The following is a 19945-nucleotide window of genomic DNA, read 5'->3' on the forward strand; positions in this document are numbered from 1 at the left end:
GTCGAGATACCTCTGGAGGTCCGCCATGTCCGCCGACTGGGACGCCCGCCAGTACCTGCGCTACGCCGAGGAGCGCATCCGGCCGCTGAACGAACTGCTCGCCCGGGTCCCCGAACTCCCGCAGCGCCCCACCGTGCTGGACCTCGGCTGCGGCCCCGGCAACTCCACCGCCGTGCTGCGCCGCCGCTGGCCGGACGCCCGACTGCTCGGCCTGGACACCTCGCCCGCCCTGCTGGAGACCGCCCGCACCACCGGCGAGCCCACCGCCGAGTACCGGCAGCAGGACGTCGCCGGGTACGACCCGGCCCCGGAGCGGCCCGACCTGATCGCGTCCAACGCCGCCCTGCACTGGATGGACACCCCGACCGCCGACCACCTCACCCTGCTGCCGCGGTGGGCGGCGGCCCTGCGCCCCGGCGGGGTGATCGCCTTCCAGCTGCCCGGCAACTTCGCCGCGCCCAGCCACACCCTGCTCGCCGAACTGCGGCACGGCGCCCGCTGGCGCGAGCGGCTGGGCACCGTCCGCCCGGACGCCTCCTGCCACGCCCCGGCCCGCTACCTGGAGGCGCTGCTCGCCGCGGGCTGCACCGCCGACGTCTGGGAGACCACCTACCTGACGGTGCTGCCGGGGCCGGATCCGGTGCTGGAGTGGGTCAAGGGCACCGCGCTGCGCCCGGTGCTGGAGCGGCTGCCGGACCCGGTCGAGCAGCAGGCGTTCCTGGCGGACTACGGGGCGCTGCTGCGCGAGGCGTACCCGGCGACCGAGTACGGCACGGTGTTCCCGTTCCGCCGGGTCTTCGCGGTGGCCGTGAAGAACTGACGGGGGAGACGGGGCGGTCGACGGAAGGTCACTTGGCGCTGGGCAGCGCCGGGTGGCGGCCGAGCACCACCACGCCGACCACGATCGCGGCCAGCCCGGCGCTCTGCCAGGCCAGCGCGCCGGGGGTGACCCGGACCCGGTCGCCGAGGAAGCCGACCGCGCAGGCGATGCCGGCCAGCGGCTGGGCGGCGGTGAGGGCGGGCAGCGACATCCGCAGCGGGGCGGCCTCGAACGCGGACTGCACCAGGAGCAGGCCGACCACGCCGATGGCGAGCACGCAGTACGGCTGCCAGGAGACGAACGCGGCGTGGGCGCCGTGCTCGTCGATCAGGTCGAAGGTGGCGCGGGTGAGGGCGTCCTGAAGGCCGTAGAGCAGACCGGCGGCCAGCGCGAGCAGGGTGGCCTCCTCGAACAGCGGGAGGCGGCGGGCCGTCGAGACCAGCGCCAGGGCGAGGCCGGTGACGGTGCCGATGACCAGCCACTGCCGCAGCGCGCCGACCCCGGGGCCGCCGCCCTCGGGCCGGCCGGCGGCGATGAACGCGGTGACGCCGAGGGCGATCAGCGCGACGCCGATCCAGCCGGAGCGGCCGAGGCGGGTGCCGGTGATCCGGCGGGCCAGCAGCATCGCCCAGACCAGGTTGGTGGCCAGCAGCGGCTCCACCAGGGTGACCTCGCCCTGGCTGAGGGCCAGTGCGGAGAGCACCTGGCCGGCGATCATGAAGGCGATGCCGAGCAGCCAGTCGGGCATCCGCATCAGGTCGAGCAGCAGCCGCCAGCGGAGCATGTCGCCCTTGGGCGCGCGCTGGGCGGCGTGCTGCTGCAGGACGAAGCCGAGTCCGAGGCAGCAGGCCGCGCCGAGGGCCAGCAGGAAGACCGCCAACGGGTTCCCCTGTCGTGCGTGTCGGCCCGGTGGCCCCGGTGGCGGGGTCGGGCCGGTCAGTTCTTGCGGTCGCCGACCAGCTTGGGGTGCCGCTCCAGGCCTTCCAGGCCGTGCCAGGCGAGGTTGACCAGGTGGGCGGCGACCTCCGCCTTGGCGGGCTTGCGCACTTCCAGCCACCACTGGCCGGTCAGCGCCACCATGCCGACCAGCATCTGCGAGTACATCGGCGCCAGCCTGGCGTCGAAGCCCCGGGACTTGAACTCCAGGCCGAGGATGTCCTCGACCTGGGTGGCGATGTCACTGATCAGCGAGGCGAACGAGCCGGTGGACTGGGCCACCGGCGAGTCCCGGACCAGGATCTTGAAGCCGTCGGTGGAGGTGTCGATGTAGTCCATCAGCGCGAACGCGGCCTGCTCCAGCAGCTCCCGGGAGTGCCCGCCGGTGAGCGCGCCGGTGACCATGTCCAGCAGGAGCTGCATCTCGCGGTCGACGACCACCGCGTACAGGCCCTCCTTGCCGCCGAAGTGCTCGTAGACGACCGGCTTGGAGACCCCGGCGCGCTCGGCGATCTCCTCCACCGAGGTGCCGTCGTAGCCGCGTTCGGCGAAGACCGCCCGGCCGATCTCCAGCAGCTGCTCGCGGCGCTGCTTGCCGGTCATCCGCACCCGGCCGCCGCTCCTCCTGCCGCCGGCCCCGCCGCGCTGAGAAGGCTGCTGATGGCCGGCGCTGTCTCCGTTGGTCCCGTTCACCCCCCCATCATGCTGTAGGCGCTGCCTCATGCGGCGCGGCGGGCGGCGATCCGCTCCGCACCCGGCCAGCGGACGTCGGTGGCCCAGCCCGCCTTCTCGAACCAGCGGATGACCCGCGCCGAGGAGTCGACCTGGCCGCGCAGCACGCCGTGCCGGGCCGAGGTCGGGTCGGCGTGGTGCAGGTTGTGCCAGGACTCGCCGCAGGACAGCACGGCCAGCCACCACACGTTGCCGGACCTGTCGCGGGACCGGAAGGGGCGCGAACCGACGGCGTGGCAGATCGAGTTGACCGACCAGGTGACGTGGTGCAGCAGTGCGACCCGGACCAGCGAGCCCCAGAAGAAGGCGGACAGCGCGCCCTGCCAGCTCCAGGTGGCCAGGCCGCCGATCACCGCGGGCAGCGCCAGCGACAGCGTCGTCCAGAGCCAGAACAGCCGGGAGATCCGCCTTATGGCCGGGTCGCGGACCAGGTCCGGCGCGTACTTGAGCTGCGGGGTCTGCTCCTCGTCGAACATCCAGCCCATGTGCGCCCACCACAGGCCCTTGATCAGCGCGGGCAGGCTCTCGCCGTAGCGCCACGGGGAGTGCGGGTCGCCGTCCTTGTCGGAGAACCGGTGGTGCCGGCGGTGGTCGGCGACCCAGCGCACCAGCGGGCCCTCGACGGCGAACGAGCCGAGCACGGCGAGCGCCAGCCGCAGCGGCCGGTTGGCCTTGAACGCGCTGTGGGTGAAGTAGCGGTGGTAGCCGATGGTGATGCCGTGGCAGGTGAGGAAGTACATGGCGACGGCGAGGCCGGCGTCCAGCCAGGACAGGCCCCGGCCCCAGGCCAGCGGGACGGCGGCCAGCAGGGCGAGGAACGGGACCGCGATGAACAGGGCGAGGGTGATGCGTTCCAGTGGGCCCTGTTTCTCGCCGCCCCTGGTGGCGGAGAGCTGGGGGAGATGGTCCTCGGCGGCGCTCGGCGGCGCCTGCCCGGCCTGGATGGTCATGGCGCGTCCCGGGGGAGGAGGGTGGTGCCAGCGGATACCTACGTTTCCGTAACCTACGGCATCGTAGGTACCGGACCGGGGAAGGCGGAAGGCTTGCGTGCGGACGTGTCGCGGTGTTCATCCGCCGGATCCGGGCCGGACGACGGCCGGGAGCCGGAGCGTCGTTCGCATGCTTCGCGGAAGGTGGTGGAGCTACGGGCCGTCAACCCGTAGGCTGTGCTGGGCGCGGCAACCGCGCTTTTCCGCCGTGGTGTAATGGCAGCACAGGGCCCTTTGGAGGCCTTTGTCTGGGTTCGAATCCTAGCGGCGGAGCCCCTGGCGACCGTTTCGGTCGCAGCCCGTCCATCTCGTCTCGGTATTCTCGGTGCACCCTCACCCCGCATCGACCGAGGAGTCTTCCCGCGTGAGTGCAAACCAGTCCGCTGCCGTGATCGTGCTCGCCGCCGGGGGCGGTACGCGGATGAAGTCCAAGGCCCTGCCGAAGGTGCTGCACGAGATCTGCGGCCGCTCGCTGGTGGGCCACGCGGTCACCGCCGCCCAGGAGTTGACGCCCGGTCAGCTGGTCGTGGTGATCGGCCACCTGCGCGAGCTGGTGCAGGCGCACCTCGCCGAGCACTACCCGGCGGCCCGTCCGGTCGTGCAGACCGAGCAGCTCGGCACCGGCCACGCGGTGCGCACCGCCCTGCAGGCGCTGGCCGCCGACGGCGTGGAGCTGGACGGCACCGTGCTGGTCACCACCGGCGACGCCCCGCTGCTGACCGGCGGCACGCTGTCCGCGCTGGCCGCCGCGCACGCCGAGCAGGGCAACGGCGTCACCGTGCTGACCGCGCTCGTCCCGGACGCCACCGGCTACGGCCGGATCCTGCGCGAGGCGGACGGCGCGGTCGCCGCGATCGTCGAGCACAAGGACGCGACCCCCGCGCAGCTGGCCATCTCCGAGATCAACTCCGGGGTGTTCGCGTTCGACGCCAAGCTGCTGGCGCACGCCCTGTCGCTGGTCGGCACCGACAACTCGCAGGGCGAGGAGTACCTGACCGACACCCTGGAGATCCTCCGCCGGGAGGGCCACCGGGTGGGCGCCGTGGTGGCCGCCGACCACCGGGAGATCGTCGGCATCAACGACCGGGTGCAGCTGGCCGAGGCCCGCCGGCTGCTCAACGACCGGGTGCTGGAGCGGGCCATGCGGGCCGGCGTGACGGTGGTCGACCCGGCCTCCACCTGGATGGACGTCCAGGTCACCTACGAGCCGGACGCGCTGGTGCACCCCGGCACCCAGCTGCACGGCGCGACCCACCTGGGCGAGGGCTGCGAGGTCGGCCCGCACACCACGCTGACCGCCACCTCGGTCGGCGCGGGCGCCCGTGTGAGCAACACCACGGCGGACCGCGCCGAGATCGGACCGGAGGCCTCGGTCGGCCCGTACGCGTACCTGCGGCCGGGCACCGTGCTGGCCCGGAAGGCGAAGGCCGGCACCTACGTGGAGATCAAGAACTCCGAGCTCGGCGAGGGTGCCAAGGTGCCCCACCTGTCGTACATCGGGGACGCCACGATCGGTGAGGGCAGCAACGTCGGTGCGGCGTCGGTCACAGTGAACTACGACGGCGTGAACAAGCACCGCACGGTCATCGGGGCCCACTGCCGCACGGGTTCCGACAACATGTTCATCGCCCCGGTGACGGTCGGTGACGGCGCCTACACCGCCGCCGGATCCGTGATCGCCAACGACGTTCCGGCCGGTTCGCTGGCCGTCGCGCGGGCCCAGCAGCGCAACATCGCAGGCTGGGTTGAGCGGAAGCGGCCGGGTTCGGCGTCCGCCCGCGCGGCCGCCGAGGCGTCCGCCGCGGAGTAGCCGGACCGGCGGCCGGGGATCTTGGAACGGAGGTCCCCGGCCGTCGGCAGCGGTCCTGGGCGCGTAACCTGAAGTACATACGTGCGCCACTGGGCCTGCTGGGCCGTGCCTCGGCGTACTCACCCTGAGTGGCAATAACACGAGGAGACGGTGCAGTGAGCGGGATCACGACCTCCGGCGAGAAGAAGCTCAAACTCTTCTCCGGTCGAGCCCACCCGGAACTTGCCGAGGAGGTTGCCCGCTCGCTGGGCACCGAACTCGTCCCGACCAAGGCCCTGGACTTCGCCAACGGCGAGATCTACGTCCGCTTCCTGGACTCCGCGCGCGGCGCCGACTGCTTCGTGATCCAGAGCCACACGGCTCCGATCAACCAGTGGATCATGGAGCAGCTGATCATGATCGACGCGCTGAAGCGCGCGTCGGCCCGCAGCATTACCGCGATCCTCCCGTTCTACGGCTACGCCCGCCAGGACAAGAAGCACCTCGGCCGCGAGCCCATCTCGGCCCGCCTGATCGCCGACCTGCTGCGCCAGGCCGGCGCCGACCGCCTGATGGCCGTGGACCTGCACACCGCGCAGATCCAGGGCTTCTTCAACGGCCCGGTGGACCACCTGTTCGCGCTGCCGATGCTGGCCGACTACGTGGGCGACCGGGTCGCCGACCGGTCCAAGCTGACCATCGTCTCGCCGGACGCCGGCCGCGTGAAGGTCGCCGACCAGTGGTGCGACCGCCTGGACGCCCCGCTGGCGATCATCCACAAGCGCCGCGACATGACGCAGGCCAACACCATCCTGTCCGCCGAGGTCGTCGGTGACGTGCGCGGCCGCACCTGCGTCCTGGTCGACGACATGATCGACACCGCGGGCACCATCTGCGCCGCCGCCGACGCGCTGTTCGACGCCGGCGCCGCCGACGTCATCGTGGCCGCCACCCACGGCGTGCTCTCCGGCCCCGCCGCGGACCGCCTGAAGAACTCCCGGGTCAGCGAGTTCGTGTTCACCAACACCCTGCCGACCCCGGCCGAGCTCCAGCTGGACAAGATCACCACGCTGTCGATCGCCCCGTCGATCGCCGCCGCGGTGCGCGAGGTGTTCGAGGACGGCTCGGTCACCAGCCTGTTCGAGGGCGTGCACTGATCCAACAGGGGCGCTGACCCCTCGTCAGACCCTTGATCGGTCCCCGGTTCCGCCCTGGAACCGGGGGCCGATTTCACGTCCGCGCCACCGCCCGGTTAGTCTGGGGAGACTGCTCGGCGAGGGATGCCCAATTTTGGTGCTCCGTGATCGACGCGCGAGAACGATGCGCTTTGATCGAACCGCCGAGTGTCCCCCCAAACGTACTGAGGGTGTGGCCCGGCGGTTCTGTCGTTCCTGCACCCCTTCGCATTTCCGAGGAGTGCAGTCGTGTCCGAGATCCGCATCGCCGCTGAGTCCCGCACCGAGTTCGGCAAGGGTGCCGCCCGTCGCGCCCGCCGCGCCGGCTTCGTCCCCGGTGTCGTCTACGGCCACGGCCACGCCCCGGTTCACCTGAACCTGCCCGGCCACGACCTGATGATGGCCCTGAAGACCCCGAACGCCCTGCTGGTCCTGCCGATCGACGGCAAGGACGAGTACGTGCTGCCGAAGGCCGTCCAGCGCGAGGCCATCAAGCGCACCATCGAGCACGTCGACCTGCTGCTGGTCAAGCGCGGCGAGAAGGTCACCGTCGAGATCCCGGTCCACACCGAGGGCGAGCTGGCCCCCGGCGGCAACCTGATCGAGAACGTGCTGAACTCCCTCCCGATCGAGGCCGAGGCCACCCACCTGCCCGAGTCGGTCACCGTCTCCGTCGAGGGCCTGGAGGCCGGCGCCTCCATCACCGCCGGTGACATCGCCCTGCCGGCCGGCGTCACCCTGGCCGTCGAGGCCGACGCCGTCGTGCTCCAGGTCATCGGCGCCCAGGCCCCGGAGGCCACCGAGGAAGAGGCCGCCGAGGCCGTCGAGGGCGAAGAGGCCGCTGTCGAGGCCTGATCCTCGAAGCCTTCGCAGAACCGCTGCCCCGGCCGCTCCCGCCCTTCCGGCGGGCAGCCGGGGCAGCGGCATGTCCGGGATGATGGACGACGCAACGACACCCGCGTGAGGAGCGGCATGAGCGAGTACGACGGCCCCTGGCTGGTGGTGGGCCTCGGCAACCCCGGCGACGGCTACGCCCGCAACCGGCACAACATCGGCTTCATGGTGGTCGACCTGCTGGCCGGGCGGATGGGCGCCAAGTTCAAGGCGCACAAGAGCCGCGCCCAGGTCGCCGAGGGACGCCTCTCCGGCAAGCGGGCCATCCTGGCCAAGCCGATGACCTTCATGAACCTCTCGGGCGGTCCGGTCACCGCGCTGCGCGACTTCTACAAGGTGCCCGCGTCGGCGATCGTCGCCGTCCACGACGAGCTCGACCTCGACTACGCGGCGTTGCGGATCAAGCTCGGCGGCGGCGACAACGGCCACAACGGCCTGAAGTCGATCACCAAGTCGCTCGGCCCCGACTACCACCGGGTGCGCTGCGGCATCGGCCGCCCGCCCGGCCGGATGGAGGTCGCGGACTTCGTGCTCAAGGACTTCTCGTCCACCGAGCGCAAGGACCTCGACTGGTTCGTCGACCGCTCCGCGGACGCCGTCGAGGCACTGCTCGCGGACGGTCTGGAACGGGCCCAGCAGAACTACAACTCCTGACCGGCCTTCGGCCACCCTCCGTACACAACATTCATACAACGCTTGCCCCGTGGAAGCTGACTGGTGGTCAGAACCCGCGTGGAATCGGATAGCGTCGGTCCCGATCCACAAGGATTGAAGTGCTGTCACTGGGGGTATGGAGCGTGATCCGCTCGAAGCGCGTGGGCAAGGTCGTCGGCGGCACCGTGCTGTGCCTGGCCGCCGGAGGATGGGCCGCCTCGCCCGTGCTGGCCGCCGAACCCGTCAGCTCCGTCACGCCCGAGCCGGCCGCGGCCAAGCTCGCCCCGCCCACCGGCTCCGTCGGCTCGGCCGGCGTGTACGCCGTCGGCGGCGGCCTGGTGGTGGTGGCCGGCGGTGCGGCGACCTGGCTGCGCAAGCGCAAGAAGGCCTGAAGCCCTCCCGGGCCCTGCGAAGCAGAATACGGACGAGGTCCGCCCCGCGGGGGATGTCCCCCGCGCGGAGCGGACCTCGTGGTGTCTTCGGGCGGGTCAGCCGGTGTTGCGCAGGCCGGCCGCGATGCCGTTGACGGTCAGCAGCAGGGCGCGGGCCCGCAGCGGGTCCTCGGGGCGGCCGAGCGCGACCTCCTCGCGCTGGCGGCGCAGCAGCGCCACCTGCAGGTAGGAGATCGGGTCGAGGTAGGCGTCGCGGACGGTGAACGTCTGCTTCAGGACCTCGTTGTGCTCCAGCAGCTCCGACTCGCCGGTCAGCCGCAGCACCTCACGCATCGTCAGGTCGTGCTCGGCGACGATCTGGTCGAACACGTGCCGCAGCTCGCCCGGCACCAGCTGCTCGACGTAGTGGCGGGCGATCCGCAGGTCGGTCTTGGCCAGCGTCATGGCGACGTTGGACAGGAAGTTGCGGAAGAAGTGCCAGTTCCCGTACATCTCGTCGAGCACGTCCGACAGGCCCGCCGCACGGGCCGCCGCCAGGCCGGAGCCGACGCCGTACCAGCCGGGGACGATCTGCCGGGACTGGGTCCAGCCGAACACCCACGGGATGGCCCGCAGGCCGTCCAGGCCGGCGCCGCTGTCGGGGCGGCGGGACGGGCGGGAGCCCAGGTGCAGCGAGGCCAGCTGGTCGACCGGGGTGGACGCGAAGAAGTACTTCGGCAGGTCGTCCTGCTCCACCAGCCCGCGGTACGCGGTGTGCGCGGCCTCCGAGACCTGGTCCATCGCGGCGTCCCAGCGGGCCAGCTCCTCCGGGGCCTGGCGCGGGGCGGTGTGCAGCGCGGACGCGGCCAGCGTGGCGGAGAGGGTCAGCTCCAGGTTCTCCCGGGCCAGCGACGGCAGCAGGTACTTGTCGGAGATCACCTCGCCCTGCTCGGTGACCTTGATCTCGCCCTCCAGGGTGCCCCACGGCTGGGCGAGGATCGCCTCGTGCGAGGGACCGCCGCCGCGGCCCACGGTGCCGCCGCGGCCGTGGAACAGCCGCAGCCGGATCCCGTACCGGTGCGCGACGTCGCGCAGCCGGCGCTGGGCGCGGTGGATCTCCCACTGCGAGGTGGTGATGCCGCCGAACTTCGACGAGTCCGAGTAGCCGAGCATGACCTCCTGGATGTCGCCGCGCAGCGACACCAGCAGCCGGTACGACGGGTCGGCGAGCATCTCCTCCAGGATCCGGTCGGCCTGCTGGAGTTCGTCGGTGGTCTCCAGCAGCGGCACGATGCCGATCTTGGCGATGCCCGCGTGCAGGTCGATCAGGCCCGCCTCGCGGGCCAGCACCACGGCCGCGAACACGTCGTCCGCGCCCTGGCACATCGAGATGATGTACGACTCGACGATCTCGTCGCCGAACCGCTCGAAGCCCTGCCGGATGGTGCTGAACACGCCCAGCGTCTTCGCGCCCGCCGGGTCCAGCGGCGCCGGGGTCGGGGCCAGCGGGCGGCGCGAGCGCATCTCCTTCGACAGCAGGCGCTGGCGGTACTCGCGCGGCATGTCGGTGTAGCGCCAGGCCTCCTCGCCGAGCCGGTCGAACAGCTGGCCCAGCGCGTGGTGGTGCGCCTCGGCGTGCTCGCGGACGTCCATGGTGGCCAGCTGAAGGCCGAACGCCTCGATGGTGCGGATCGCCCGGGCGAGGCGGCCGTCGGCGATCAGGCCGCCGCGGTGGGCGCGCAGCGAGTCCTGGATCAGCTTCAGGTCGGCGATCAGGTCCCGGGTGCCGACGTAGTCGCGGCCGAGCACGTGCGGGGTGCCGGCGGCCAGCCGGTCGCGGGTGTTCTCCAGCTTGATCCGGATGCAGGTGGCCTTCAGCCGGTACGGCTCCTCGGCGTTCATCCGCTTGTAGCGCGGGCTCAGCTCCGGAAGGTGCGTCAGGTCGGCCTCCAGCGAGGCCAGCAGCTCCTCCGACGCGCCCGCCAGCCGCACCGAGGTGGACAGCGACGCCCGCAGGTCGTCGATCGCCGCCAGCGCGTCCTTGATGCCGTACTCGTGCTGCAGATTGAGCACGTCCCAGGTGACCTGCGGGGTGACGTTCGGGTTGCCGTCGCGGTCGCCGCCGATCCAGGTGCCGAAGGTCAGCGGACGCACGCCCTCCGGCAGGGTCAGGCCGACCCGGGCGAGCTCCTCGTGCAGCTCCTCCAGCACCGCCGGCACCGCCTCGCGGTACAGCTCGTCCAGGTAGTAGACGGCGTTGCGGGCCTCGTCGGTCGGCTCCGGGCGGGCGATCCGCAGCTCGTCGGTCTGCCACAGCAGGTCGATCACCTCGGCCAGCCGGCGGTCCGCCTGCCGGCGCGCCGACGTCTGCCGGGCCGAGTCCACCTGGCCGGTCGCCGCCTGCTCGCGGTGGATCCGCTCCAGCAGCTCGCCGATCCGGCGCAGCTTGTTCAGCACGCTGCGGCGGGCCGCCTCGGTCGGGTGCGCGGTGAACACCGGACGCACCGCGAGGTTCGCCAGCGTGTCCGACAGGTGCTTCGGGTCCGCCTCCGTCAACTGGTCGACGGTCTGCGCCAGCACCGAGCCCTCCCGGGCCCGGCGGGACGCGAACTCCCGGCCGCGGTGCACCTGTTCGGTGACGTTCGCGAGGTGGAAGTACGTCGAGAACGCGCGCACCAGCTTCGCGGCGGTGTCCAGGTCGATCGACGCCAGCAACTGGGCCGTCGCCTCGCCGTCGGTCCGGCTCAGCAGGCGCACCTGTTCGACCAGGCCCAGCAGTTCCGGGCCCTCCTGACGCACCAGAGTCTCTCCGAGCAGATCGCCGAGGCGGCGGATGTCCGCACGCAGCGCGGCATTGTCCGCCGGGTCGGTGCTCTGGGATGGGTTGTCCGCCGAAGCGTGGATCGGAGCGGTCACGGCTGGCTCCCTGTGGTGGTGGGGGTGTTCGGCAACGGCTCTGGCATCACCGCAGTACGGGTGACGGGTGCGGACCGCGCTGTCCGACGGGCAACAGCATAGGTGGCACCCGGTGCCAGAACGGAGAGGTGGCCGGATGGCGGACAATGCCGTCCGCCACGAACTCTCGCCGTTCCCCGAGCCCCTGTCCTCACCTCCGTACTGCGTAAGGTGTGAGCCATGAGTAAGAAGCCGGCGGGGGACGGCCTGTGGTGGTGGGCGCGCAGACGCAGCGCGGTGCTCGATGTCGGGTTGGCGTTGGCGGCGGCGGCCGAGTGCGCGGCCGGGGCGTACGGCCTGATCCAGGTGCGGTTGGGGCTGGGCCTCGCGGCAGCCGTGATCGCGGTGGTGCTCGGGGCGCTGGCCGGCCTCTCGCTGGTGGTGCGGCGCAGGTGGCCCGCGCTGCCGGTGGTGGTGGCGCTGGTGTTCGTGCCGGGCTTCTTCGGCGTGACGCTGCTGGTGGTGTCGCTGTACACGCTGGCGGCGACGTGGGAGTGGCCGTCCCGGCGGGCCCGGGTGATCGGGCTGTCGGCGTTCGCCACGGCCGAGACGTTCGGCATGGTGCTGCTGGCGATGTTCGCGCCGACGCCGTCGCCGCCGGCGGAACCGCTGCCGCCGGGCTGGGTGCTGGTGATCGGGTCCGCGTTCGTCGCGGTCGGCATGGCGGTCGCCCCGGTGGTGACCGGCCTGTACGTGGGGGCGCGGCGGCGGCTGGTGCTGTCGCTGCGGGACCGCGCGGAGGGCCTGGAGACGGAGCTGACGCTGCTCGCCGAGCAGGCCCGGGAGCGGGCCTGGCGGGCCCGCGTCGAGGAGCGCACCCTGATCGCCCGGGAGATGCACGACGTGGTCGCGCACCGGGTCAGCCTGATCGTGGTGCACGCGGCGGCGGTGGAGCGGATCATCCCCAAGGACCCGGCGAAGGCCCAGCAGTCGGCGAAGCTGATCGGCGAGGTCGGCCGGCAGGCGCTGGACGAGCTGCGGGAGATCCTCGGCGTGCTGCGGATGACCGAGGCGCAGGACCAGGTGGAGGCGCCGGTCGGCGGCCTCGGGGAGCTGTCGGAGCTGGTGGAGCAGTCCCGGGCGGCCGGCATGGCGGTCTCGCTGACCGTCAGCGGCGAACAGCACGTGTACGTCGCCGAGGCCGAGCAGACCGCGTTCCGGGTGGTGCAGGAGGGGCTGACGAACGCCCACAAGTACGCCGGCGGGGCGCGGGTCGCGGTGCTGCTGGCGCACGTGCCGAACGGGGTGCGGGTGTCGGTGGTCAACGACTGCCCCGGCGGCGCGGCCGTCCCGGTGGCGCTGCCGAGCGGCGGAAACGGCCTGGTCGGGATGCGCGAGCGGGTGCTGGCACTGGGCGGGATGTTCCATGCCGGGCCGGAGAACGACGGCGGTTTCCGGGTCGAGGCGGTGCTGCCGTCCCGGCTGCGGCTGACCGCCGAGCCGCTGGGCTGACCGCCGAGCCGCTGGGCCGCTGGGCCGACCGATGCGCCGCCGTGCCGCTGGGCCGCTGGGCCGACCGCCGAGCCGCCGAGCCACTGGGCCGCTGGGCCGACCGCCGGTCAGTCCTCCGCGGTGCGCAGCCGGTGCGGGGCCAGGCCGAGCACCAGGGTGGCCAGCGCCTGGTCAACGCTGTGGCCGAGAAACCACTCTCCGGCGTGGTCGAGGCTGTAGACGCGGCCCTGCTCGTCGATGGCCAGCAGGGCCTGCCCGTACAGCTCCTCGCCGAGTGGGGCGAGCCGGGTGTCCAGGGCGCGGCCCAGGTCGGCGAGGGTGCGCGGGGAGTGCAGGCCGCAGCGCGGGTCGAGCAGGAACGGGGTGCGGGCCAGTGTGCGGCCGGGGCCCGGCACCTCGAAGGCCAGGCCGCCGAACTCGGCCCAGGCCTCGATCGCGGCCGGGAACACCGAGTGCTGCGGGTCCTGCGGACCGCCGTACGCGACCATCGCATCGGCCCACTGTTCGGCCTGGCGGATCTCCCACCGGCCCGGGTGCCAGCCGGCCTGCTTGAGGGCGGCGGCGACATCGGCCGGGAAACGGGGCTGGGTGCGGACGGTGCTGGCGTTCAGGACGTGCTCCGGGGGCTGGGGGACGGGGGGCGTCGCGGCGGGGTCAGCGGCCGGGCGGCCCGACCTCGACGAGGGTCACGTTCAGATGATCCAGCAGCGGAGCGCAGGAACGGCACGGCGGCGCGTGCGTGCCGTGCGCCGGATCGCCCTCCTCGCGGATCCGCACCGTGGTCATCCGGGCCCCCTTCAGCGCCTTGCGGGCCTCGTGCACCGTCATCGGCTTGCGCGCGGCCCGCTTCGAGCGGGCCGAGTCGACCTGCCCCAGGTACTGCGACAGCAGCGCCGGCTCCGGGCAGCGGCCGAGGAAGCGCTCGCGCTTGTCGACCGGCAGCGCCGCCAGGAACTCGCCGACCAGCGGGTGCAGCATCGGCGACAGCTCGGACTTCTCCCCGGCCAGCGTGTGCACCTCGCCGCCGCGCAGCATCAGCGCCGCGGCCACCGCGGGCAGCAGGCTGTCGCGCTGGTGGCGCAACACGGGCGGCGGGCCCGACCGTTCCATGACTGCTCCTCGACGTTGTGCGGCGCACCGGCAGTTCTCCGCTGCCGGGGGTCTGCTGACGGACGGTGAATCCTCACCCCGAAGCATCCAGCCTGCCAAACCGATCCGTCATTCGCCGCGCCGGGGTGCGACACGGGGGCGCACCGGGGTGTACGGAGGGCCCAACTCCCGCCCCGCACGCCCCTGATGGCGTTGACCCGGTTTTCCGATTGTGCCCCGGCAGGCCCGGCCGGGCCGGTACCGTTCGAGCGACGCGGCGGCAAGGGGGGTCTTGCAATGGGGTCGAACGTCGTGGCGCACGAGGCGCCTGGGGAACACGTGCCCACACCGGGCAGCACCGACCGGGAACCCGACCGGCGGATCGGACTGGCCGTCATCGGCGCCGGCTACTGGGGCCCGAACCTGGTCCGCAACGCCCAACAGACCGCCGCCCTGCACCTGCACTGGCTGTGCGACCTGGACGAACGGCGCTCCCGCAAGGTCCTCGGCGAGTACTCCACCGTCGCCGCCACCACCTCCTTCGAGCAGGTGCTCGCCGACGACCGGGTCCAGGCCGTCGCCATCGCCACCCCCGCCGGCTCCCACCACCGCCTGGCCCGGGCCGCCCTGGAGGCCGGAAAGCACGTCCTGGTGGAGAAGCCGATCACCACCACCGTCGAGGAGGCCGCCGACCTGGTCGCCCTCGCCGAGGACCGCGGCCTGGTCCTGATGTGCGACCACACCTTCTGCTACACCCCCGTGGTGCGCCGCATCCGCGAACTGGTGCACGACGGCGGGATCGGCGACATCCAGTTCTTCGACTCGGTCCGGATCAACCTCGGACTCGTCCAGCCCGACGTCGACGTGCTGTGGGACCTCGCCCCGCACGACCTGTCCATCCTCGACTTCGTCCTGCCGCCCGGCGTCGAACCCGTCGGCGTCAGCGCCCAGGCCGCCGACCCGATCGGCGCCGGCCGGGCCTGCGTCGCCTACCTGACGCTGCGCCTGTCCAACGGCGCGCTCGCCCACTGCCACGTCAACTGGCTCTCCCCGACCAAGGTCCGCACCACCCTGATCGGCGGCTCCCGCCGCACCCTGGTCTGGGACGACCTCAACCCGCAGGCCCGGCTGGCGATCCACGACCGCGGCGTCGACCTCACCCCGCCCGACGAACTCACCGACGCCATCCGGCACCGCGCCCTGATCTCCTACCGGGTCGGCGACATGGTCGCCCCCGCCCTGGTCGAACAGGAAGCGCTGCGCAACGTGATGGCCGAATTCGCCGCCGCGATCGACGAGGGCCGCGCCCCGCTCACCGACGGCCGGGCCGGCCTGCGCGTGCTGCGCCTGCTGCACGCCGCCTCCCGCAGCCTCGAACTCGGCGGCGCGACCGTGCCCGTCGAACCCTCCGCCGTCCCGTTCGCCCAGGAGAAGGCCACCGTCCGATGAACGCCGCCGTTCCGCTCGAAGGCTCCCGATGCCTGGTCACCGGCGGCGCCGGCACCATCGGCTCCACCGTCGTCGACCAGCTGATCGAGGCCGGCGCCCGCGAGGTCGTCGTGCTCGACAACTTCGTCCGCGGCCGCGCCGAGAACCTGGCCCGCGCCCGCGAACTCGCTGCGCCGGGCCAACTGACCGTGGTGGACGGCGACATCCGCGACCGCGCCCTGCTGCGCGAACTCCTCGCCCCCGGCGCCGACGCGCTCTTCCACCTCGCCGCGATCCGGATCACCCAGTGCGCCGCCGAACCCCGGCTCGCCCTGGAGGTCATGGTGGACGGGACCTTCGACGTGGTGGAGGCCGCCGCCGAGACCGGTGTCCGGAAGGTGATCGCCTCCTCCACCGCGTCCGTGTACGGGCTGGCCGACGTGTTCCCGACGCCGGAGACCCAGCACCCGTACCGCAACGACACGCTGTACGGGGCCGCCAAGGTCTTCAACGAGGGCCTGCTGCGCAGCTTCCACGCCATGTACGGCCTCGACTACGTCGCCCTGCGGTACTTCAACGTGTACGGCCCCCGGATGGACGTGCACGGCCGCTACACCGAGGTGTTCATCCGCTGGATGGAGCGCATCGCCGGCGGACAGCCCCCGCTGATCTTCGGCGACGGCGCCCAGACCATGGACTTCGTCTACACCGAGGACATCGCCCGGGCCAACCTGCTCGCCGCCACCGCCCCCGTCACCGACCGCGTCTACAACATCGCCTCCGGCACCGAAGTCTCGCTGCGCGGCCTCGCGGACGCGCTGCTCGAAGCCATGGACTCCGACCTCGCCGTCGAACACGGACCTGCCCGCGACACCGCCGGCGGCGTGGTCCGGCGACTCGCGGACATCTCGGCGGCCGAGCGGGACCTCGGCTGGAAGCCGGAACTGGGGCTGACGGACGGGCTGCGCAAGCTCGTCTCCTGGTGGGCGAACGAGAGCGGGTGGGCGCGAAGGCAGGGGCGCGTGGGGGCACCTCCCAGCCCGCCAGGGCTAGGGGGAGAACTGCGCGAATCGGAAGGGACACGTCGGAAAGATCGCGCTGGAGGGAACTAGTTGCACGTGGACGCGACCCAGCAGAGGAGCAACCCGATGTCCACCATCCCCGTCATGATCCCGTGGCTCGGTGAGGAAGAGGCCCTCGCAGCCGCCGAAGCCGTCCGTTCCGGATGGGTCGCCCAGGGCCCGCGCGTCGCCCAGTTCGAGCGCGCGTTCGCCGAAGCCGTCGGCGTCCCGCACGCCGTCGCGGTCTCGTCCTGCACCACCGCCCTGCACCTGGCGCTGGTGGGCGCCGGTCTCGGTCCCGGTGACGAGGTCGTCGTCCCGTCGCTGTCCTTCATCGCCACCGCCAACGCCGTCACCTACGTCGGCGCGACCCCCGTCTTCGCGGACGTCGACCCGGCCACCGGCAACCTCACCCCCGAGACCGTCGCCCCCCTGCTCACCGACCGCACCCGCGCCGTGATCGCCGTCGACCAGGGCGGCATCCCCGTCGACCTGGACGCGATCAAGGAGTTGGCCGAGCCGCGCGGCATCGCCGTGATCGAGGACGCCGCGTGCGCCGCCGGCTCCGTCTACCGGGGCCGCCCGGTCGGCGCGGGCGCGGACATCGCCGCGTTCTCCTTCCACCCGCGCAAGCTGCTCACCACCGGCGAGGGCGGCATGGTCACCTGCCAGGACGGCGAACTCGCCGCCCGGCTGCGGCGGTTGCGGGAGCACGGGATGAGCGTCTCGGCCGCGGAGAGGCACTCCGGGGCGGGCGGGGCGGCCGTCCTGGAGACCTACGACGAGATCGGCTTCAACCACCGGATGACGGACGTCCAGGCGGCGATCGGGCTGGTGCAGCTCGGGAAACTCCCGGCGATGGTCGCTCGGCGACGTGAACTCGCCTCGCGGTACCGGGAGTTGCTGGGGGAGGAGCTGGCCGGCCGGCTGGTCGTCGAACCGGCGTACGGGACGTCCAACTTCCAGTCGCTGTGGCTGCTGCTGCCGGAGGACGCGCCGTCGCGGGGCGAGGTGCTCGCGTCGCTGGCGGCGGACGGGGTGTCGGCGCGGCGGGGGATCATGGCCGCGCATCTGGAGGCGCCGTACAAGGGTTCCGCCCGAGTGGGGCTGCCGGTGACGGAGTTGCTCACCTCACGGACGTTGATCCTGCCGCTGTACCACTCGTTGACTGGGGAGCAGCAGGAGCGGGTGGTGGCGGCGTTGAAGGGAGCGCTCTGATTGCTCGCGGCGCCCGCACGTGCAACTCGCTCTCCGTGACGCGATCTTTCCGGCGTTCGTCCTCCGTTTCTCGCAGTTCTCCCCCTAGCCCCAGCGGGCTGGGAGGTGCCCCCACGCGCCCCTGGTTGATGACCCGAATGGTTGGTGACCCGACGTGAACGACATTCCGCTGGTCGATCTGCACGCCGCGCACGCGGAAATCGCCGACGAGGTCCGTGCGGGCTTCGAGGCGGTGCTGGCGAGTGGGGCCTACATCAAGGGCCCCGATGTGGCCGCGTTCGAGCGCGAGTTCGCGGCGTTCTGCGGGGTCGGGCACGCCGTGGGGACGGCGAACGGGACGGATGCGCTCGAACTGGCGCTCCGGGCGCTGGAGTTGACTCCGGGCGGCGGGGTGGTGCTGCCGGCGAACACGTTCGTGGCGACGGCGGAGGCGGTGGTGCGGGCCGGGCTGCGGCCGGTGCTGGTGGACGTGGACGAGGAGCATCTGCTGATCGACGTCGAGCGGGCGGCCGAGCAGGTGGCGGGGGCCGTCGCGGTGATGCCGGTGCACCTGAACGGGCAACTCGCGCCGATGGAGCAGGTGTTGGAGGTCGCGGGCGGGCTTCCGGTGGTGGAGGACGGGGCGCAGTCGCAGGGGGCGGCGCGGCACGGACGGGTCTCCGGGAGCTGGGGGCGGATCTCGGCGACGAGCTTCTACCCGGGGAAGAACCTGGGCGCGTACGGGGACGCGGGCGCGGTCGTGACGGACGACGCGGAACTCGCCGAGGCGGTGCGGCTGATCGGGGATCACGGGTCGGCGCGCAAGTACGTGCACGAGCGGTTCGGGTTCAACTCGCGGATGGACACCTTGCAGGCGGTGGTGCTGCGCAGCAAGCTGCGGCGGCTGCCGGGGTGGAACGAGGCCCGGCGGGCGGCGGCCGAGCGGTACGACAAGCTGTTGGGCGGGCTGGAGGGGGTCACGCTGCCGCGGACGCTGCCCGGCAACGAGCATGTCTGGCACCTGTACGCGGTGCGGATCGAGCGGGGCCGGGACGAGGTGCTCGCGGCGTTGCAGCAGGCCGGGATCGGGGCGGGCGTGCACTATCCGGTGCCGGTCCACCTCCAGCCGGCGTTCCGGCAGTTGGGGTACGCGGAGGGGGCGTTCCCGGTCACCGAGCGGGCCGCCGGGCAGCTGCTCACGCTGCCGCTGTTCCCCCAGCTCACCGAGGGCCGACAGGTGCGGGTGGCAGAGACGTTGGCCGCCGCGGCGCGTCGGAGCTGACACGGCGTCGGTACCCGGCCGGGCAGGTTCGGTCGGGTACCCCCGTGACCCTGAACGCGGTCGGTCGTTGCCCTACGCTGGTCCCCGAGGATTTCGGCTTCTGCTGTGGGGGACCCCAGATGACGACAGGTCGGCCCGGCACCGCCGCCGTGCCCAACGCGGCGTACGCGGGCCAGGTGGTGCAGTTCCCGGACCCGGTCCGGGCCGAGCGGCACCCCGGGGGCGTCCGTGTCGACGAGCACGGGTACCCGGACTTCTCGCCGTACGCGGCCGCCGCCGCCGAGGTCGCCGACCCGCCGGAGGGCTTCGGCGTGGACGAACTGCGGCTCACCGACTACGTGTCGGCGAACGCCGCGCTCTACACCCAGGGCCACCAGCTGTGGGCCGACCTGGACACCGCCGTCGCCACCCCGCCCGGCTGGACGTGGCACCACGTGGCCGGCCGTGCCCCCGCGGGCTGGCGGCGGATGGAGCTGGTCCCGGTCGAGGTGAAGGCACTGCTGCGGCACCACGGCGGCCTGGCGATCTCCACCGCCGACCACTCCCGGCGCGGCACCCGCCCGCTCCAGGAACGCCGCCCCGTGCACTTCCCGCTGGCGAAGGACGGCGGCGACCCGCTGGTCGTCACCGAGGACCTGGTGCAGCGCGCCGAGCAGCGCCTGGCCCACCCGCTGCCGCCGGCCTACCGCGACTTCCTGAAGCTGGCCGGCGGGCGCGGCCCGGCCGGCGCCGCGCTGGACGCGGACCTCGGCCTGCTGGTCGACCAGCCGTTCCTCACCCTCAGCGAGGAGTACGGCACCCAGGACCTGGTGTACGCCAACAAGTGCCTGCGCGACCACCTGACCAAGGACTACCTGGCGATCGCCTACCAGCAGGGCGGTCTGATCGCCCTCAAGGTCCGCGGCGAGCAGACCGGTTCGGTCTGGTTCCTGCCCTACGACGACGCCCGCGACCAGGGCGAGGACGAGTCCCCGGAGCAGCGGGTGGCCCGGCTGCTGCTGCCCTGCGGCGACAGCTTCGACGCCTTCCTGCTGCGGCTCGCGGGCAGCCCCCCGGAGCTGGAGACCGTCGCCGAACTCATGGTGGACGGCGGCTTCGCGCGCGCCGTCCCGGTGAACTGA

At 72.6% G+C, this 19945-nt stretch carries 18 protein-coding genes and 1 tRNA gene; 13 read left to right on the top strand and 6 right to left on the bottom strand.

Going from position 1 to position 19945, the window contains the following annotated elements; translation table 11 throughout:
• Positions 1-25 precede the first annotated feature (25 nt).
• On the top strand, positions 26-820 hold the full coding sequence (locus tag ACIQF6_RS10830) for a methyltransferase domain-containing protein (RefSeq protein WP_400892809.1): 795 nt from the start codon (positions 26-28) through the stop codon (positions 818-820).
• Positions 821-848: 28 nt separating this feature from the next.
• Here the strand turns inward: ACIQF6_RS10830 and ACIQF6_RS10835 are convergent, their stop codons facing one another.
• The 3 genes from ACIQF6_RS10835 to ACIQF6_RS10845 are packed head-to-tail and all read right to left on the bottom strand — an operon-like array spanning position 849 to position 3438.
• A complete protein-coding gene (locus ACIQF6_RS10835; RefSeq protein WP_400892811.1) occupies positions 849-1700 on the bottom strand; it encodes a DMT family transporter in 852 nt (283 codons plus the stop codon).
• 56 nt (positions 1701-1756) lie between these two features.
• Positions 1757-2449: a TetR family transcriptional regulator gene (locus ACIQF6_RS10840; protein WP_400892814.1), complete on the bottom strand. Its 693-nt coding sequence runs from the start codon at positions 2447-2449 to the stop codon at positions 1757-1759.
• 26 nt (positions 2450-2475) lie between these two features.
• Positions 2476-3438, bottom strand: coding sequence for an acyl-CoA desaturase (locus ACIQF6_RS10845; protein ID WP_400892817.1), 963 nt, complete (start codon positions 3436-3438; stop codon positions 2476-2478).
• Between the two features lie 241 nt (positions 3439-3679).
• Between ACIQF6_RS10845 and ACIQF6_RS10850 the strand changes: the two genes are divergently transcribed.
• The 6 genes from ACIQF6_RS10850 (at position 3680) to ACIQF6_RS10875 (ending at position 8381) form a co-directional block, all read left to right on the top strand.
• Positions 3680-3750, top strand: a tRNA-Gln gene (locus ACIQF6_RS10850).
• 91 nt (positions 3751-3841) lie between these two features.
• On the top strand, positions 3842-5287 hold the full coding sequence (glmU, locus tag ACIQF6_RS10855) for a bifunctional UDP-N-acetylglucosamine diphosphorylase/glucosamine-1-phosphate N-acetyltransferase GlmU (protein WP_400892819.1): 1446 nt from the start codon (positions 3842-3844) through the stop codon (positions 5285-5287).
• A gap of 155 nt (positions 5288-5442) precedes the next feature.
• Entirely contained in the window at positions 5443-6423 is a 981-nt protein-coding gene (locus ACIQF6_RS10860; protein ID WP_400892822.1) for a ribose-phosphate diphosphokinase, read from the top strand.
• Positions 6424-6690: 267 nt separating this feature from the next.
• Complete coding sequence (locus ACIQF6_RS10865; RefSeq protein WP_400892824.1) at positions 6691-7296, top strand: 50S ribosomal protein L25/general stress protein Ctc; 606 nt, start codon at positions 6691-6693, stop codon at positions 7294-7296.
• A 117-nt stretch (positions 7297-7413) separates the two neighbouring features.
• Positions 7414-7989 (top strand): aminoacyl-tRNA hydrolase, encoded by a 576-nt coding sequence (pth, locus tag ACIQF6_RS10870; RefSeq protein ID WP_400892826.1) that lies wholly within the window; start codon positions 7414-7416, stop codon positions 7987-7989.
• Positions 7990-8132: 143 nt separating this feature from the next.
• Positions 8133-8381 (top strand): hypothetical protein, encoded by a 249-nt coding sequence (locus ACIQF6_RS10875; RefSeq protein ID WP_400892829.1) that lies wholly within the window; start codon positions 8133-8135, stop codon positions 8379-8381.
• Between the two features lie 96 nt (positions 8382-8477).
• Here the strand turns inward: ACIQF6_RS10875 and ppc are convergent, their stop codons facing one another.
• Complete coding sequence (gene ppc / locus ACIQF6_RS10880; RefSeq protein ID WP_400892831.1) at positions 8478-11276, bottom strand: phosphoenolpyruvate carboxylase; 2799 nt, start codon at positions 11274-11276, stop codon at positions 8478-8480.
• A 219-nt stretch (positions 11277-11495) separates the two neighbouring features.
• On the opposite strand from ppc, the gene ACIQF6_RS10885 reads away from it, so the two are divergent.
• The gene (locus ACIQF6_RS10885; protein WP_400892834.1) at positions 11496-12767 is read left to right on the top strand and encodes a sensor histidine kinase; all 1272 of its coding nucleotides are present in this window, start codon (positions 11496-11498) and stop codon (positions 12765-12767) included.
• A 107-nt stretch (positions 12768-12874) separates the two neighbouring features.
• Here ACIQF6_RS10885 and ACIQF6_RS10890 read toward each other — a convergent pair whose 3' ends face one another.
• Positions 12875-13378, bottom strand: coding sequence for an SUKH-3 domain-containing protein (locus tag ACIQF6_RS10890; RefSeq protein ID WP_400893886.1), 504 nt, complete (start codon positions 13376-13378; stop codon positions 12875-12877).
• A 43-nt stretch (positions 13379-13421) separates the two neighbouring features.
• Positions 13422-13877 (bottom strand): YwqJ-related putative deaminase, encoded by a 456-nt coding sequence (locus ACIQF6_RS10895; protein WP_400892837.1) that lies wholly within the window; start codon positions 13875-13877, stop codon positions 13422-13424.
• A 318-nt stretch (positions 13878-14195) separates the two neighbouring features.
• On the opposite strand from ACIQF6_RS10895, the gene ACIQF6_RS10900 reads away from it, so the two are divergent.
• From ACIQF6_RS10900 to ACIQF6_RS10920, 5 genes are all read left to right on the top strand, one after another.
• Complete coding sequence (locus ACIQF6_RS10900; protein WP_400892840.1) at positions 14196-15305, top strand: Gfo/Idh/MocA family protein; 1110 nt, start codon at positions 14196-14198, stop codon at positions 15303-15305.
• The gene (locus ACIQF6_RS10905; RefSeq protein ID WP_400892842.1) at positions 15302-16396 is read left to right on the top strand and encodes an NAD-dependent epimerase/dehydratase family protein; all 1095 of its coding nucleotides are present in this window, start codon (positions 15302-15304) and stop codon (positions 16394-16396) included. The genes ACIQF6_RS10900 and ACIQF6_RS10905 overlap by 4 nt, the downstream gene beginning before the upstream one ends.
• Before the next feature lie 36 nt (positions 16397-16432).
• Positions 16433-17563: a DegT/DnrJ/EryC1/StrS family aminotransferase gene (locus tag ACIQF6_RS10910; RefSeq protein ID WP_400892845.1), complete on the top strand. Its 1131-nt coding sequence runs from the start codon at positions 16433-16435 to the stop codon at positions 17561-17563.
• Positions 17564-17717: 154 nt separating this feature from the next.
• The gene (locus ACIQF6_RS10915; protein ID WP_400892847.1) at positions 17718-18824 is read left to right on the top strand and encodes a DegT/DnrJ/EryC1/StrS family aminotransferase; all 1107 of its coding nucleotides are present in this window, start codon (positions 17718-17720) and stop codon (positions 18822-18824) included.
• Positions 18825-18943: 119 nt separating this feature from the next.
• A complete protein-coding gene (locus ACIQF6_RS10920) occupies positions 18944-19945 on the top strand; it encodes an SMI1/KNR4 family protein (RefSeq protein ID WP_400892850.1) in 1002 nt (333 codons plus the stop codon).

The sequence above is a fragment of the Kitasatospora sp. NPDC092948 genome, from assembly GCF_044754805.1.
In the GTDB taxonomy this organism is placed as follows: domain Bacteria; phylum Actinomycetota; class Actinomycetes; order Streptomycetales; family Streptomycetaceae; genus Kitasatospora.